General features: G+C 71.3%; 10 protein-coding genes. 8 read left to right on the forward strand and 2 right to left on the reverse strand.

Annotated features, from left to right (window positions below):
• Positions 1-245: 245 nt before the first annotated feature.
• Both ACI1MP_RS05385 and ACI1MP_RS05390 read right to left on the reverse strand, forming a co-directional pair.
• Complete coding sequence (locus ACI1MP_RS05385) at positions 246-5,168, reverse strand: RHS repeat-associated core domain-containing protein (RefSeq protein WP_380340181.1); 4,923 nt, start codon at positions 5,166-5,168, stop codon at positions 246-248.
• 519 nt (positions 5,169-5,687) lie between these two features.
• A complete protein-coding gene (locus ACI1MP_RS05390) occupies positions 5,688-7,238 on the reverse strand; it encodes a PucR family transcriptional regulator (protein WP_404867865.1) in 1,551 nt (516 codons plus the stop codon).
• Between the two features lie 315 nt (positions 7,239-7,553).
• Here ACI1MP_RS05390 and ACI1MP_RS05395 point away from each other — a divergent pair, with 315 nt between their 5' ends.
• The 8 genes from ACI1MP_RS05395 to ACI1MP_RS05430 all read left to right on the forward strand — a co-directional run bounded on the left by ACI1MP_RS05395 (position 7,554) and on the right by ACI1MP_RS05430 (position 16,169).
• Complete coding sequence (locus ACI1MP_RS05395) at positions 7,554-8,429, forward strand: FAD binding domain-containing protein (RefSeq protein ID WP_404867866.1); 876 nt, start codon at positions 7,554-7,556, stop codon at positions 8,427-8,429.
• Positions 8,426-8,911, forward strand: a complete 486-nt coding sequence (locus ACI1MP_RS05400) for a (2Fe-2S)-binding protein (protein ID WP_363469953.1) — start codon at positions 8,426-8,428, stop codon at positions 8,909-8,911. The genes ACI1MP_RS05395 and ACI1MP_RS05400 overlap by 4 nt, the downstream gene beginning before the upstream one ends.
• Positions 8,908-11,265: a xanthine dehydrogenase subunit D gene (gene pucD / locus ACI1MP_RS05405; protein ID WP_404867867.1), complete on the forward strand. Its 2,358-nt coding sequence runs from the start codon at positions 8,908-8,910 to the stop codon at positions 11,263-11,265. Before ACI1MP_RS05400 ends, pucD begins: the two co-directional genes overlap by 4 nt.
• A gap of 15 nt (positions 11,266-11,280) precedes the next feature.
• Positions 11,281-12,711, forward strand: coding sequence for an NCS2 family permease (locus tag ACI1MP_RS05410; RefSeq protein ID WP_404867868.1), 1,431 nt, complete (start codon positions 11,281-11,283; stop codon positions 12,709-12,711).
• A 63-nt stretch (positions 12,712-12,774) separates the two neighbouring features.
• A complete protein-coding gene (locus tag ACI1MP_RS05415; protein ID WP_404867869.1) occupies positions 12,775-13,689 on the forward strand; it encodes an IS982 family transposase in 915 nt (304 codons plus the stop codon).
• 43 nt (positions 13,690-13,732) lie between these two features.
• Positions 13,733-14,812, forward strand: coding sequence for an XdhC family protein (locus ACI1MP_RS05420; RefSeq protein WP_404867870.1), 1,080 nt, complete (start codon positions 13,733-13,735; stop codon positions 14,810-14,812).
• A 293-nt stretch (positions 14,813-15,105) separates the two neighbouring features.
• Positions 15,106-15,645, forward strand: a complete 540-nt coding sequence (locus tag ACI1MP_RS05425; protein ID WP_404867265.1) for a winged helix-turn-helix domain-containing protein — start codon at positions 15,106-15,108, stop codon at positions 15,643-15,645.
• Entirely contained in the window at positions 15,642-16,169 is a 528-nt protein-coding gene (locus ACI1MP_RS05430; RefSeq protein WP_404867266.1) for a transposase, read from the forward strand. The genes ACI1MP_RS05425 and ACI1MP_RS05430 overlap by 4 nt, the downstream gene beginning before the upstream one ends.
• Positions 16,170-16,201 lie beyond the last annotated feature (32 nt).

Here is a 16,201-nt window from a genome sequence, read left to right on the forward strand (position 1 = left end):
CCCGGCCGATGCCAACGCCGAGGAGGGCCAGTGCGGCCGCCCCCTGCAAGGCGAGCGACAGTGGTGTTGCCCGCCCATACGGGTAGAGGTGTGGTAGGGCCCACCCCGCTGCACTGGTGAGGGCAAGGGCTACCCACCAGCCAAGGGTGCGGTTTCGGCCGAGAGGGCGCAGTGCGTAGAGCGCCGCCGCGATCTCCGCCACGATCAGCACCGCTTGGGCGACCGACATGGGGTGCTCCCCTCGGTCACTGGCTGTACCTTCCGTCGTCCCAGTAGGAGGTCTTGGAGAAGCTTCCGAAGAAATTGACCCAGACGGTGATCCGGGACTGGGACTCCATACGACCGAGGTCCTTGCTCCAGTACTGGACGCTGTAGCCCACATATCGCTTGTACAGCGTTTTGCGATAGCGGTACCGCCAGGCCGTCCCCTCCACATAGCAACCGGTCATGAAGACACCCTGCAGGGACTGCAGGAAGGCCTTCATGTATTTGGGCAGTGAGTTGTAGGTCGAGGGGTACCACCGTGTGGTGTCCCAGTAGTCATAGAGCCGGTACCAGGGAGTGGGGGCTCGCCAGTCACAACTGGGCATGCCGCAGCTCACCTTCTGGCCGTCAAGGTCGAACCGGTTGACCGGGTCCTGGTTGGCGTACTCGTACGAGTTCGCCGAGCCGCCCGGGACGGGGTCGACGGACAGGAAGCGACCGGTGGCGGAGTTGTAGAGACGCGCCCCCATCAGGGTCAGGCCTGCGGCCGTCTCGGCGGAGCGGGCCTTGCCGCCCAGCCAGCCGTAGCGCGTCCCGGTCTGGCCGGCACGCGGGTTGCCGAACTCGTCGTAGTCGAGCACGGTCGGCGCGGTCGGAGTGGCCAGCGGGAGTTGGACGGCCACGTCGCCGTGCACGTTGGTGAGCTGGAGGACGGTCGAGCCAGTCTTGCCGGTGGTAGCGGCCAGGTCACCGGTCAGGTCGGCGACGTTGCGGGTGATCGTGCCGTTTGCGTCCTCGTTGATCCAGCGTGGGCTGTCGATGTCGCCGGAGTAGTGGTTGACCTTGCTGCCGGTCCGGCTCCAGGTCCCCGAGGTGTTGGTCTCGGTAGTCCAGCTGCGGAAGCGGAAGCCCGAGTCCAGCGCCCAGGTCTGCCGCTGGCTGCCGGTGGTCAGCTGGTACGCGCGGTCGTTGGTGTAGTAGCCCACCGTGGACCCGGGCAGCGCGGTGGTGCGCCCGAGCGTGTCGTAGACGTAGCCGCTGTCCACCAGACGGTCGCCGGTGTCGTAGTTGTGCACGGTGGTCGGGCCGCTGGTCGGGCAGGTACCGTCCGTACCACCGGTCGCGGCAGTCTGGGCGACCCGGTTGGACCGCTTGTCGAGCGTGTAAGTGCGCTGCGTGCAGACCGAGTTGACAGTGTCGCGGACCTCTGTCAGGCGGCCCGCGCGGTCGTAGGAGTACTTCTGGGAGGTCGCACCGCCGGTGGCGGCGGAGTGCGTGGCAACCTCGCCGTGGATCGAGCGGGTGACGGAGTCGGCCAGCAGGACGGCGCCGTCGCTGTCCCGAGTGTAGGTGCGGTTGGTGGCGCTGCCGGTGGCGTCGAGCGCCTGGGTCAGCGTGTAACCGCCGGGCAGGGTCTCCTTGGTGATCGCCCCGTCAGCGTTGAAGAGCGCGGTGAAGGTGCCTGCGACCGAGTCCACGATCTTGGTCGCCACGCCGGTCGGCTCGACCGAGGTGTCGTAGGTGTAGGTGGTTGTGGAAGGCGCGCTGTCCGTGATCGTGACGGGCCGGTTCAGGTCGTCGAACGTGCTGCTGGACGTGCCGCCGTCGGCGTCGGTGTAGGAGATCGGACGGCCGAGCTTGTCGTAGCGCCGGGTGATCGTGCCCCCCGTCGACGAGCTGGTGGTGACAGGACGTCCAGTCGCCGAGTCGTAGCCGGTGGTCACGGACGGGATGGCCTGGCCCACGTTTCCGGTGACGGTCGTCGTGGTCTGTCGGCCGGCTGCGTCGTAGCCCAGTGCGGTGGTCCGGTAGCCGCTGCCGGAGGTCTCGGCGATCTCGGTAGCCTGACCGTACCGGTCGTAGCTGAACAGGGAGTCGACCAACTCGGTCGGGTTGGATCCGCCTCCGGTGATGCTGCCGGACGGGCCCGTCCAGCACACCATGTCGGCCCACTCCGGGCGCCCCTTGCACCAGCCAGTGCCGCTGCCGGACCAGTAGACGGTGGTGCGGCTGGCCGCGTCATCGCCGGTGCTGCCAGGAAGATTGATGGCGGTGACCTTGCCCTGGGCGTTGTAGCCGGTGCCGGTGATCAGATTGAGACCGCCGGAGTCCTTGACGCTCAGCGTGGGCATGCCCTTGGCCCAGTCGTACTCGGTCCGGGTGATCCGCCGGTCGGCGATGATCGAGTCGAGACCGAGGACCCGCAGGCCGGAGATGGTCAGCGTCAGCTTGTCGCTGACCGTGGCCGTGCCGTCGGTGGGACGGTCGCTGTCGTACTCGTTAATGGACCAGGAATTCGCCGAGACCACCGTCCCCGTCGGAAACAGCACCTTGTCGCCCGACTTGAAGTCGGAGGTGAGCTCCACCCGCCGCAGCGGGCCGAACTGCTCGAGGAGCCGAGTGCCGCTCGCATTGTAGAGCGCGAACGTCGTGAGCAGTTCGGCCCGGTCGTCGGTGGCCAGCTGGGCTATCCCAAGCTCACCAAGGGCGGCCTGGTCGGCATTGGTCAGGCCGAGGGCCAGCGAGCGGTTCGCAGCGGTCAGCGAGCGGATGGTGTTGCCGAAGCGATCGTGCTGGGTGGTGGAGATCGCACCGCCGGGCAGCGCACTGTTCACACCCAGACCGGAAGCGTCGATATAGGAGATGGATGCCCGGGTGTAGCTTCCCGCACCCAGCGCGCTGCCGTTGTGCGAGGCGGGCACCTGGTCCGGCGGGAAAATCGCGGTCGCGTCAGTGGGAATGTCGCGCTGACCCCATGCCGCCACATCCTGGGCGCCCATCCGGTACGGCGCCGCCGACCCGCTGAGCGGCACTCCATAGACCACGTTGGTGGTCGCGGTACCGGCCGTCTGGTCGGCCGAACCCTGCACCAGGGTCGGGCGGGAGACCGAGAGCAGCATGCCGTCACCCGAGGTGGCGGCACCGCCCGCCTGGCCGTAACTGAAGGTCCAGGCCAGTTCCCCGGGCGGGGTCAGGCTGACGACCCGTCCGGCACTGTCGTAGGTGTACGCCGTCTTCAGTGGAGTGCTGATCCGGGGGTCCCAGGACTCGCGCAGGAAGCCGGACGCGTCGTAGGCGTACTTGCTGACCGCCACGGCCGTGGCCGTGCCGGCACCCGGGACAGTCGACCACAGATTGATCGTGGACACCTGCCCGGAGTAGTCGCCGAACGCGCTCGCGGTGGCCGTGGTCGAGTTGGCGTACACGAGCTCCAGCACTCGGCAGCCCGCGGTCGACGGGGTGGCCGAGCAGGTGGCGGCACTGACCGCGCTGGTGGCGCCAATCAGGTACTTCGGTCGCACGAACGTGCTGCCGCTGGCCGTGACCGTCTCGGAGACCACCGTAGAGGTGGAGGCTGCGGTCGGCAGCGAGGTGGTCGCGGCGTTCCAGACGGTGGCGCCGGAGGCCTTGGCGAAGACGGTGGAGCGGCCGTCGGTGTCCGTCAGGGTGAAGGAGCCGGTCGGCTGTCCGGTCAGGGTCAGCTTCTCGGCGCCCGGCTCGGGGGTCCAACTGCCGTTGGCGGCAGCGGTGAAGCCCGTCCGCGCACCGGAGGAGTCGACCACGGAGACTGCGGTCGGGGAGGTCTGCTCGACGTAGCGCCAGCTCGAATCGGTCTCCTGCGCGAGCGTCCCGGAGGACCACTGCGGCCCGAAGATGGCCGCCTGTCCGGTCTGCTGTGCGCCGGCCGTAGGACGGCGGGAGGAAGCCGTGCGGGTCACGGAGAGACCGAAGAACGAGGCATCGGTCGAGGTGATGGAGTAGTCACCGGTGAGCGGGTTCAGGTTGCCGGGCCCGATGGCCTGGTCCGGCGCCGGGCCCGCGTTGCGGTCGACCGTGACCGAGCTGCTGTCCGAATACCCCGTGGAGGCCGAGCCGGTGAACTTCGCGCGCACCTCGATCGGGCCGTCCTGCGCGAGCGAGGACGTCACGTTCCAGCTCAGGTCCGCCGGGCTGCCGCCGGTTACCTGGACAGGCCAGGTGACGGCAGAGCCGGTGGAGACTCGGATGACGTCGGCAGCGGGCACCTGCTTCCAGGCGTCGGCCTCGCCGAAGCGGTACTCGTAGGTCGCACCGGTGTAGTCGGTTCGCCCCTTCGCGGAGAGCATGATCCGGCGCGCCGAACGTGAACCGTCCGCCGGCGCGAGCAGGCCCACGCCGTCCGCGCCGATACCGAACCCGTAGGACACCGTGTTCGCCGACAGGTTTCCGGCGACATTCACCGTCCGGACCGAGAGCATGTGCCAGCCCTGGTCGGGCGTGATGCTCACCTGGAGGGAGGCGCCGCCGGTGCCGGTGGTGGTGTCACGCAATCGGTTGGGGGTGTTGAGGTCGTCCAGACCCCAGTCGTACCCCGCGCCGTCCGCGGAGGTCGTGCTGAACGTGCAGGTGATGGCCCCGTTCGGCGCGGCGTTCCAGCTGTTCTGGGGGAATCCGTTGCAGGAGACGGTCGGCGCGACCGGCTGGGTGGTGTCGACAGTGAACGTGGTGTAGTCCGTCCACGCGCTGTAGTCCGCCCCGTTGAAAGCCCGAGACCGCACCCTCAGGTGCTTTCCGTTGGGAAGCGCGTTGGCCGTGGGAACGACGAGAAGTGCGTTGACCCCCGACGCAGTGGTGCCGGAGCTACCGGTGTACGTGTACGTGGTGTCGGCGGCTGTCGGTTCCGCACTGATCTCGAACTGCGCCTGATAAGTAGAGCCGTTGGCGTTGACAGCGTTAGCCCACAGCGTCGGCGTGGCGTTCGCGGTGTAGCGAATCCCGCTGTAGGGGTTGACGGACCACGTGGTCAGCCCCCATCCGCTCGGTGTGCCCGGTGCGCCGCTGGCCAGAGTAACGACGCTCGGGGAGGCCGAAAAAGCCTGCCCGGTACTGAGAGCAGCCAAACCTGTCTCGGCTATCAGCATCAGGGATACGACGCCCGCGACTTTTCGCAGGCGTCCGCCCGTGTGTAGAGAAGAAGACCGCATGTAATGGCGCTCCTTGTCATGCCCTCCCAATGAGAGCCGACGAAGGACTACCAGACAGGTCAATAACAGGTCAATGTCTCATCCCGGTTCCGCCATGTTCTAGGCCAAGGGGGCCGCGCAAGTGTGAAATGCAACCATCGGGCGGCGCTTGACGAAATTGCCATTGCATCCGCAGGGAAAATGCACCCCAATCGGGCAAATACATTCGGACAAATTGGACATCATTTCCTATACATGGACAGACATCCCCCAAGTGTCGCCGATCGACACAGCAGAGCCATCTTGTAGCTCGACGATCGGCGGAGAATTTCGATCAAACCTCCGTGATTCGTCTCAAGCCTCGGACATCGCACCGGTGAACTACTCGCAGAAGTACCCGGGTGCGGATGGGCGCCGACCCTAAAGGGCGGTTTCTGCCGCTGATCGTCGGGAGCGGAAACCGCTGGTCGCCATCGGCGCCTTCGGAACCGGTTCCTCCGGCCCGAAGGCACCGCCGCGTGCCGGGACAGTGGCGGCCCGTCAGCCCGGCTGGAGGGCCAGGTAGAAGTCGACCCGGTCCTCCAGCCGGGACAGGTCGCGGCCGGTGAGCTCCTCGATCCGGCCGATCCGGTAGCGCAGCGTGTTGACGTGCACGTGCAGCTGGGCGGCGCAGCGCGTCCAGGAGCCGTCGGCGCGCAGGAACGCGGCCAGGGTGTGCAGCAGGTCGGCCTGGTGCTCCCGGTCGTAGGCGGTGACGGGGTCGAGCAGCCGGGACCGGAACGCCCGCCGGACCTCGTCGGGGACGGCGGCCAGCAGCAGCACGTGCGAGGCGAGGTCCTCGGGGCCGGCGACCCGTATCCGGCCGGCCCGGGCGTCGGCGACCCGGCGGGCGTGCCGGGCCTCCTCCAGGGCGCCGCGCAGGCCGCCCGACTCGGCGACGGGCGCGGCGACGCCGACGGTGATCCGGCTCCCGGCGTCGAGTCCGGCCTCCAGCGGGGCCAGCAGCGCGCGCACGTCGTCGGTGGGAGCGGCGGCGGCAGGGACGGCGGTGTCGGGGGCAGGCAGCACGGCGACGGCGCCGGTCGGGCCGTCCGCGGCGACCAGGGCGGTGGCCGGCAGCGCCTCTTCGAGGACGGGGCGCAGCGCGCCGTCGGGCAGGCCGGCGGCGTCGGCGGACAGCACCAGCCAGTGCGGCCGGCCCTCGCCGTGCAGGACGCGGGCGATGTCGGCGGGGTCGGCGTCACGCCGGAGCAGGGCGAGGAGCTCGTCGGCGATCCGGCGGCGCAGCCGGCGGCCGTCGTCGCGGCGGGTGCGTTCGGCGGCGACCAGCCGGGCCAGGTTCTCGGCGAGCTGGCGGCGCTTGGCGGGCCATTCGGTGAGGTCGCCGGCCACGGCGAGGATCCAGTCGGCGAGCGGGGTGCCGGTGGCGGCCTCGGCGGCGGGCAGCAGCGAGTAGGCGCCGTCGGCGAGGCGGACCCGGTGCGGGGGGCGCTGGCCGCGCTGCTGGGCGGCGAGGTGGGTGCGGGCGAGGCGGTCGCGGTCCTCGGGGGCGAGGCGGTCGGCGGGGCCGGCGACCACCTGGCCGGTGGGGGTGAGCACCCAGCAGTCCAGGTCGAGGTCGCCGCCGAGCAGGTCGAGGACGGCGTCCAGGCCGCCCGCGCCGGCGGCGGACACCAGCAGCCGGTGCCGGTCGACCAGCGCGGCGAGGTCGGCGGCGCGGCCGGCGGAGACGTGCCGGCCGACGTACTCGGTGACGGCGCCGAAGGCGATGTCGTCGGGGACGGCGAGCAGCGGCAGCCGGTGGCGTCGGCAGGCGGCGACCAGGTCGTCGGGGACGGGGCCGACCTCCACCTCGCCGGCCCCGAGCGCGGCGGCGCCGCCGGCCACCAGGGTGCGCACGAAGCGCGCGGAGTCGGCGGGGCCGGTGCGCCACAGCATGCCGGTGAGGACGAGTTCGCCGCCGTGCAGGAACCGCCCCGGGTCCTGGAGGTCGGTGGTCATCACTCCGGTGACCTGCCGGTCGAGCTCCTCCTCGCCGGCGAGCAGGCGCAGTCGGGGTGCGCCGGGGGCGAGCAGGTCGCGGACGCGCATGGACGGGGCCCTTCGTGACGGTGCGGCGGGTGCTGCGGGTGCTGCGGGTGGATCGTGGGGGTGATTCCGGGGCGAGGACGGCCCAGGGTGACCCGGGTGGGCCGGCGGATCGTCCACATTGGACGAACGTACAGGACAGTGCGGCTGCGCACCGTCGGCCCTCGTGCCATCGGTGACTGCCGGCGGCCCCGGCCGCGGCGGTTCACTGGCCTGCACGCCGCCGGGCTGCACCGCGGTGCCCGCCGGGCGGTCGGCCGGGCCACCCCCGGCCGGGGCGCCGGACCCCCGTCCGCCGGCGAAGAGAGGAGGCACCGCATGGAGTTCCTTCGGCCCGCGACCTGGGACGAGGCGCTCGTGGCGATGGCCGAGCACCCCGGGGCGCTGCCGGTCTCCGGCGGCACCGACGTGATGGTCGAGCTGAACTTCGACCTGCGCCGGCCGTCCGCGATCCTCGACCTGAACCGGGTCGGCGAACTGACGGACTGGAGCACCGACGGGTCGTCGGTGCGGCTGGGCGCGGCCGTGCCGTACGCCCGGATCATCGACGAGCTGTCCGTTCCGCTGCCGGGGCTGGCGTTGGCGGCACGGACCGTGGGCTCGCCGCAGATCCGCAACCGGGGCAGTGTCGGCGGCAACCTGGGCGCGGCCTCGCCGGCCGGCGACGCGCATCCGGCGCTGCTGGCCGCGGGCCGCGGGGTGCGGGTGGAGGCGCACTCGGTGCGCGGGGTGCGGCTGATCCCGATCGACGAGTTCTACCTCGGGGTGAAACGCCACTGCCTGGCCCCGGACGAGCTGATCCGGGCGGTGCGGATCCCGGTCGCCGACGGCCCGCAGCAGTTCTCCAAGGTCGGCACCCGCAACGCGATGGTGATCGCGGTGTGCGCGTTCGCCCTCGCGCTGCACCCGGCGGACCGCACGGTCGGCACCGGCCTGGGCTCGGCCGCGCCGACGCCGCGCCGGGCCGCGCGGGCCGAGGCGTACCTGGCGGACGCGCTGGCCTGGGAGTCCGGCGACCCGCCGGCCCCGGAGGTGGTGCGGCGTTTCGGCGAGCTGGTGGCGGCCGCCGCCGATCCGATCGACGACGTCCGGGGCACCGCCGCGTACCGGCGGCACGCCCTGGCGGTGCTGGCCCGGCGCACGCTGGCCTGGTGCTGGAACGACTACCGCGAGCAGCTGGGGAGGACCGCATGAGGGTGGTGTTCACCGCGAACGGCCGGCCGGTCGAGGCCGACGACGTGTGGGAGGGCGAGTCGCTGCTGTACGTGTTGCGCGAGCGGGTCGGCCTGCCGGGCTCGAAGAACGCCTGCGAGCAGGGCGAGTGCGGCTCCTGCACCGTCTACCTGGACGGGGTGCCGGTCTGCGCCTGCCTGGTGGCGGCCGGTCAGGTGCAGGGCCGCGAGGTCCGCACCGTGGAGGGCCTGGCCGGCCCGGACGGCGGGCTGGGCCCCGTCCAGCAGGCGTTCCTGGACGCGGGCGCCGTGCAGTGCGGCTTCTGCACGCCCGGCCTGCTGGTGCAGACCGACGCCCTGCTGGCCCAGCACCCGCGCCCGTCCGACGCCGACATCCGCGAGGCGCTGTCGGGCAACCTGTGCCGCTGCACCGGCTACGAGAAGATCATGGACGCGGTGCGGCTGGCCTCGGCCCGCATCGCAGGGGCGGGGGGCGGGGAATGACGACGACCCGTCCGGTCCAGGCCGAGAAGAACCTGCAGCGGATCGACCAGGCGTCCAAGGACGGCATCGGGCAGTCCCCGCTGCGGCCCGACGGCACGTTGAAGGTGAAGGGCGAGTTCGCCTACTCCTCCGACCTGTGGCACGAGGACATGCTGTGGGGCACGGCGCTGCGCTCCCCGCACCCGCGCGCGAACATCCGCTCCGTCGACGTCTCGGCGGCCCTCGCCGTCCCCGGCGTCCACGCGGTGCTCACCCACGAGGACATCCCGGGCGCCAAGTTCTACGGTCTGGAGATCGCCGACCAGCCGGCCCTGGCCGTCGACAAGGTCCGCTACCAGGGCGAGCCGGTCGCCTTGGTGGCCGCCGACCATCCGGAGACGGCCCGCCGGGCGGCGAAGCGGATCGTCGTCGACTACGAGGTGCTCACCCCGATCACCACCGAGCAGCAGTGCCTGGATCCGGAGACCCACGGGTACGTCCACGAGCCGCACGAGTACAAGGCCCGCGCGCACGGCAACCTCTGCCACGAGCAGCGGCTGGTGGCGGGCCGCGGCGTCACCGACGAGGTGCGGGCGCTGGCGGACGTGGTCGTGGCGGGCGAGTACGAGGTCGGCATGCAGGACCAGGCGTTCCTCGGCCCCGAGTCGGGTCTCGCGGTGCCCGCCGAGGACGGCGGCGTGGACCTGTACATCGCCACCCAGTGGCTGCACGTGGACCGGCAGCAGATGGCCCCGGTGCTGGCCCTGCCGGAGGAGAAGATCCGGCTGACGCTGGCGGGGGTGGGCGGCGCGTTCGGCGGCCGCGAGGACCTGTCGATGCAGATCCACGCCTGCCTGCTGGCGCTGCACACCCGAAAGCCCGTCAAGATCGTGTACTCCCGCGACGAGTCGTTCTTCGGCCACGTGCACCGCCACCCCGCCCGGATGCGCTACGAGCACGGCGCCACCCGGGACGGGAAGCTGGTCTTCGCGGACTGCCGGATCGTGCTGGACGGCGGCGCGTACGCCTCCACCTCGGCCGCCGTGGCCGGCAACGCCGCCTCGCTCGGCCACGGCCCGTACGTCATCCCGAACGTCCGGATGCACGCCCTCGCGCTGTACTCCAACAACCCGCCCTGCGGCGCGATGCGCGGCTTCGGCGCGGTGCAGGCCGCGTTCGGCTACGAGTCGCAGATGGACCGGCTGGCGGCCGCGCTCGGCATGGACCCGGTGGAGCTGCGGCAGCTGAACGCCGTCGCGCAGGGCGACCTGATGCCGACGGGGCAGCCGATCGACGCGCCCGCGCCGGTCGCCGAGCTGCTGCAGCGCGCCAAGGACCGGCCGCTGCCGCCGCCGCTCGACCCGTCCGACCAGCGCGCGCTGCCGGGCGCGCTGTCCAACACCTCGCACGGCGAGGGCATCGTGCGCGGCGTCGGCTACTCGGTGGGCATCAAGAACGTCGGCTTCTCCGAGGGCTTCGACGACTACTCGACCGCCCGGGTCCGGCTGGAGGTGATCGGCGGCGAGCCGGTCGCCCTGGTGCACACCGCGGCGGCCGAGGTCGGCCAGGGCGGCATCACCGTGCACGCCCAGATCGCCCGCACCGAGCTCGGCGTCGAGCGGGTCACCATCCACCCCGCCACCACCGGGATCGGCTCGGCCGGCTCCACCTCGGCGTCCCGGCAGACGTACATGACGGGCGGCGCGGTCAAGCTCGCCGCCGAGGCCGTCCGCGAGGTGCTGCTCGACCGGGGCCGCCGCCGGTACGGCTGGACGCACCGCGACCTGACGCTGACGGGCGGTCAGGTGGTGTCCGCCTCCGCCGGGGTGCTCGCCCCGCTGGCCGAGCTGCTCGGCGACGAGCCCGTCGAGCAGACCCGGGTGCACCGCCACCGGCCGACCGCCGCGCTGGACCCGGAGACCGGCCAGGGTTTCGGCCACGTCCAGTACTCCTTCTGCGCGAACCGCGCCGTGGTGGACGTGGATGTGGAGCTCGGTCTGGTCAGAGTGGTCGAACTGACGGCCGTTCAGGACGTCGGCCGGGCGCTCAACCCGCTCGCCGTGGTCGGCCAGATCCACGGCGGCTGCACGCAGGCGCTGGGCCTGGCGGTGATGGAGGAGATCGTGCTGACGGACGGCAAGGTGCGCAACGCCTCGTTCACCGACTACCTGATCCCGACCATCCTCGACACCCCGCCGATCCCGGTGGAACTCCTCGAACTCCCCGACCCGCACGCCCCGTACGGGCTGCGCGGCGTCGGCGAGGCCCCGACCGTCTCCGCCACGCCGTCCATCGTGGCGGCGATCCGGCAGGCCACCGGGAAGGCGCTCACCCGCATCCCGGTGCGGCCGGAGCACCTCACCGACACGCCCTGACCCCTTGGAACCGACATGGCACAGACCCCGGCGGAACCCGGCCCCATCTCGCGCGGCACGCTGGACCGGTACTTCCTGATCTCGGCGCGCGGGTCCACCGTGGGCACGGAAGTCCGCGGCGGCCTCACCACCTTCATGGCGATGGCCTACATCCTGCTGCTCAACCCGATCATCCTGAGCGGCGCGGACGTCACCGGGCACCGCCTCGACCACGCCCAGCTGGTCACCGCCACCGCGCTCGCCGCCGCCGTCACCACCCTCGTGATGGGCGTGTTCGGCAAGGTGCCGCTCGCACTCGCCGCCGGCCTGTCCGTCTCCGGCGTGATCTCCGCGCTGGTGGTGCCGCACAGCACCTGGCCGCAGGCGATGGGCCTGTGCGTGATCTACGGTCTGCTGATCGTGCTGCTGGTGGTGTCCGGCCTGCGCGAGAAGATCATGCACGGCATTCCGCTGGCGCTGAAGCACGCGATCACCATCGGCATCGGCCTGTTCATCTCCGTCGTCGGCTTCGTCAAGGCCGGATTCGTGCACACCGGCGGGCCGACCCCGCTCTCCCTCGGCCCGTTCGGCGAACTCGTGGGCTGGCCGGTGCTGCTCTTCTCACTCACCCTGCTGCTGATCTTCGTGCTGCTGGCCCGGGGTGTGCGCGGCGCGATCCTGATCGGCCTCGCGGTCGGCACCGCGGCCGCGATGATCGTCAACAAGGCCGCCGACCTGACCGCCGACGACTGGGGCGGCTCGGCGCCGGTCTGGCCGGGATCGCCGGTCGCCGCACCCGACTTCGGCCTCTTCGGCCACGTCGACCTGTTCGGCGCGTTCGGCGCGCAGGGCATGGGCGCGATCAGCGCCTCCGTCGCGGTGTTCACCCTGGTCCTGGCCGGCTTCTTCGACGCGATGGCCACCATCATCGGCGTCGGCACCGAGGCCGGCCTCGCCGACTCCAAGGGCCGGATGCCGGGCCTGTCGAAGGCGCTGTTCATCGACGGTGCGGGCGGCGCGATCGGCGGCGTGGCCGGGGCGTCCGGACAGACCGTCTTCCTGGAGTCCGCGACCGGCGTCGGCGACGGCGCCCGCACCGGCCTGGCCTCCGTCGTCATCGGAGCCGTCTTCTCCCTGATGCTCTTCTTCTCCCCGCTCGCCGCCATCGTGCCGGTCCAGGTCGCCGCCGCCGCGCTGGTGGTGATCGGCTCGCTGATGATGAGTCAGGCCCGGCTCATCGACTGGTCGGACCGCGAGGTCGCCGTCCCCGCCTTCCTCACCAGCGTCGTCATGCCCTTCACCTACAGCATCACCGCGGGCGTCGCGGCCGGCATCGTCTCCTGGACGGTCGTCCAGGCCGGCACCGGCAAGTGGCGCGAGCCCGGGGTGCTGATGTGGATCCTCACGGTCGTCTTCGTCGTCTACTTCGCCCTCGCCCCGATCAAGTCCTGGCTCGGCGTCCACTAGATGATTGATGCCAAGGGCTCGCTGGCGTGCATGAAATGACGCGAGGGAGTCCAAAGGTCGGTTGTGACGCCTGACCTGGACTCCCTCGCGACCGCACTCTACGTGAAGACCGACGACCTGCTGAAGGAATCGCCCCATCTGGCGCCGTGGCGACCCGAGATCGGGATCGCGCCCCGGCTCAGCGATGCCGAACTGGTCACCCTGGCGGTGATGCAGGCCCTGCTCGGCTTCACCTCCGAGCGCCGCTGGATCCGTTACGCCACCGCCCGCCTGCGGCACCTGTTCCCGTACCTGCCCGGGCAGTCCGGCTACAACCGGCGCCTGCGCAAGGCCGCCGGCCTGATCGCCCGCGTCAACCGCCTGGTCGCGATCGACACCTCGCTGTGGACCGACAGCGTGTGGGTCGTCGACTCCACCCCGGTGGAATGTGGGCGCTCACGCGAGACCGCCAAGCGCTCCGACCTGGCCGGATGGGCCGAGTACGGCTACTGCGCCAGCCACTCCCGCTACTTCTGGGGTCTGCGCCTGCATCTGGTGTGCACCCTGCACGGCCTGCCCGTCGCGTTCGCGCTGACCGGCGCGAAGGCCGACGAGCGCCAGACCCTGCTCGGCATCCTCCACGCCGAACCCGACCTGGCCGGTTCCCGACCGGGCCAGACCCTGATCGGCGACCGGCACTACTACGGCCGCGCCTTCGAACACGAACTCGCCGAGTGGGGCGTCCACCTGCTCCGCCCGGCCCGCAAGGGCGAACCCGAGCGGGCCGGAGCCAGGCTGTTCAAGCCGCTGCGGCAGATCATCGAGTCGGTCAACCAGACGTTCAAGGCCCAACTCGACCTCGAACGCCACCAGGGCCGCACGCCGGCCGGGGTGATGGTCCGTGTCCTGCAACGCATCCTCGCACTGACCTCGGCGATCTGGCACAACGACCGGACCGGTCAGCCCGTCATGCGCTCGCTGACCGCCTACGACCACTAACCCTTCGCATCATTCATCTAGCCACCCGGAGGGAGCACCTTTCGTGCAGGACATCGCCGCGCAGCTCCACGACTGGCACACCACCGGACGCCCCTTCGCCGTCGCCACCGTGGTCCGCGCCTCCGGCAGCGCCCCGCGCGGCCCGGGCGCGGCGCTCGCCGTCGACGCGTACGGCGAGGCCGTCGGCTCGATCTCCGGGGGCTGCGTGGAGAGCGCGGTGTACGAGTCCTGCCAGGAGGCCCTGGCCTCCGGCACCCCCGTCCTCGAACACTTCGGCTACAGCGACGAGGACGCCTTCGCCGTCGGCCTGACCTGCGGCGGCTCCCTCGACGTCTTCGTCCACCCCGTCGTCCCGGGCACCTCCCCCGGCCTGGACGCCGCCGTCCGCCTGGTCTCCTCCGGCGTCCCCGTCGCGGTGGCCCGGATCGTCGACGGGCCGCCGGCCCTGCTCGGCCGCACCCTCGCCGTCACCCCCGAGGCCTCGTACGGCGCCCTCCCGCTCGCGCACCCGGTGGTCGGCGAGACCCGCGCCATGCTGGCCGCCGGCCGCACCGGCCTCCTGCCGGTCGGCGACGCCACCGTCTTCGTCGAGTCCTACGTCCCGCCCCCGCGCCTGCTGATCTTCGGCGCCATGGACTTCGCCGCCGCCCTCGCCCGCATCGGCAGGTTCCTCGGCTACCGCGTCACCGTCTGCGACGCCCGCCCGGTCTTCGCCACCCGCCGCCGGTTCCCCGACGCGGACGAGATCGTCGTCGACTGGCCCCACCGCTACCTCGACGCCGAAGCCCCCCGGCTCGACGCCCGCACCGCCGTCTGCGTCCTCACCCACGACGCCAAGTTCGACCTCCCCCTCCTCGAACGGGCCCTCCGCCTCCCCCTCGCCTACGTCGGCGCCCTGGGCTCCCGCCGCACCCACCACGACCGCCTCACCCACCTCCGCGAAGCCGGCCTCACCACCGCCGAACTGTCCCGCCTCCACTCCCCCATCGGCCTCGACCTCGGCGCCCGCACCCCCGAGGAGACAGCCGTCTCCATCGCCGCCGAACTCGTCGCCCACACCCGCGGCGGCACCTGCCTGCCCCTCACCACCACCAGGGGGCCGATCCACCACGAACAGGCCTGACAGGGTGTCCGATCGGCACATCAGTCGGTGTGCAGATCTCACTGCCTGCGGAACGGACGGGCCGGTGCCGGCCCGCTGGTGGGCGTCAGGCTGTCCACTCGCTCCCCCGACTTCTCGAAGAGCGGTTCGATATCACATGAACTACCAGGCTTATAGAAGTCCGGCAGGACGATCTCAATGCCCGACCCTGAGTCGGAAACCTCCTTGTAGTGCCAGGTGCTACTGAACTTGATTGGGTGATGTCGGAGCCGTTCGCCTGACAGTGGTGGGTGGGCTCCGGTAGCTCTGGGTTCGTGAGGTACGCGCAGGGCGGCGGGCTGACCGACGCCGAGAGGGCCGCGCGGGAGCGGATCCGGCTGCAGGCCGTGGAACGCTTCGAGGGCGGGCAGAAGAACCGGGAGATCGCTGTCGCGCTGCGGGTGAGCGAGCGGTCGGTCGAGCGGTGGCGCCGGTCCTGGCGCGAGCGGGGCGAGGCCGGCCTCCAGTCGAAGGGCTCACCAGGCCGCCCGAGACTCGGCCCGGACCAGATTGCCAGGCTGGAGAGGGAGTTGGAGCGTGGCCCGCTCGCCCACGGCTGGGCGGATCAGCGGTGGACGCTCGCGCGGATCAAGACGCTGATCGGCCGACTGTTCCACGTTTCCTACACGGTCGAGGGCACGTGGCAGTTACTCAAGCGGCACGGCTGGTCGTGGCAGCAGCCCGCCCGCCGGGCGATCGAGCGCGACGACGCGGCGGTCGAGGTGTGGAAGAAGGAGACCTGGCCGCGGGTAAAAGCTGTGCGGCGGCCCTCGGAGCCTGGATCGTCTTCGAGGACGAAGCAGGGCAGTCGATGACGCCGCCGCGCGCCAGGACATGGGGCCGGATCGGCCGGACCCCCGTCGTTCGAGTCCGGGGGCGGGGTTCCGGCCGGGTGTCGATGGCGGGCATGACCTGCTACAAACCCGGCGAACGGTCCCGGCTGATCTACCGCATTCGCGAGTACCGGGGCCGCAAGGACGAGCCGAAGGGCTTCGGCTGGCGCGACTTCCGGGACCTGATCGTCCGCGCCCGGATCCAGCTCGGCGGCCCGATCGTACTGGTCTGGGACAACGTCCGCCTCCACCTGACCAAGCCGCTGCGGGAGTTCATCGCCGCGAACTCCGACTGGCTCACCGTGTTCCAGCTGCCCACCTACGCGCCGGACCTCAACCCACAGGAGGGCATCTGGTCGCTGGTCAAACGCGACATCGGCAACCTCGCCGCCGCCGACCTCGGCCAGATCACCCGAGCCGTGAAGCACCGGCTCAAACAGATCCAGCACCACCCCGACCTCGTCGACGGCTGCCTCGTCGGCACCGGCCTGATCATGGACGGCTGACCGACATCACCCAATCAAGTTCAGTACTACCG

The sequence above is a fragment of the Kitasatospora griseola genome (assembly GCF_044999035.1).
In the GTDB taxonomy this organism is placed as follows: domain Bacteria; phylum Actinomycetota; class Actinomycetes; order Streptomycetales; family Streptomycetaceae; genus Kitasatospora; species Kitasatospora griseola.

Coding starts and splice junctions, on each gene's coding strand:
- ACI1MP_RS05385 (WP_380340181.1), bottom strand. CDS start 5,168: ATGCGGTCTTCTTCTCTACACACGGGCGGACGCCTGCGAAAAGTCGCG.
- ACI1MP_RS05390 (WP_404867865.1), bottom strand. CDS start 7,238: ATGCGCGTCCGCGACCTGCTCGCCCCCGGCGCACCCCGACTGCGCCTG.
- ACI1MP_RS05395 (WP_404867866.1), top strand. CDS start 7,554: ATGGAGTTCCTTCGGCCCGCGACCTGGGACGAGGCGCTCGTGGCGATG.
- ACI1MP_RS05400 (WP_363469953.1), top strand. CDS start 8,426: ATGAGGGTGGTGTTCACCGCGAACGGCCGGCCGGTCGAGGCCGACGAC.
- pucD (WP_404867867.1), top strand. CDS start 8,908: ATGACGACGACCCGTCCGGTCCAGGCCGAGAAGAACCTGCAGCGGATC.
- ACI1MP_RS05410 (WP_404867868.1), top strand. CDS start 11,281: ATGGCACAGACCCCGGCGGAACCCGGCCCCATCTCGCGCGGCACGCTG.
- ACI1MP_RS05430 (WP_404867266.1), top strand. CDS start 15,642: ATGACGCCGCCGCGCGCCAGGACATGGGGCCGGATCGGCCGGACCCCC.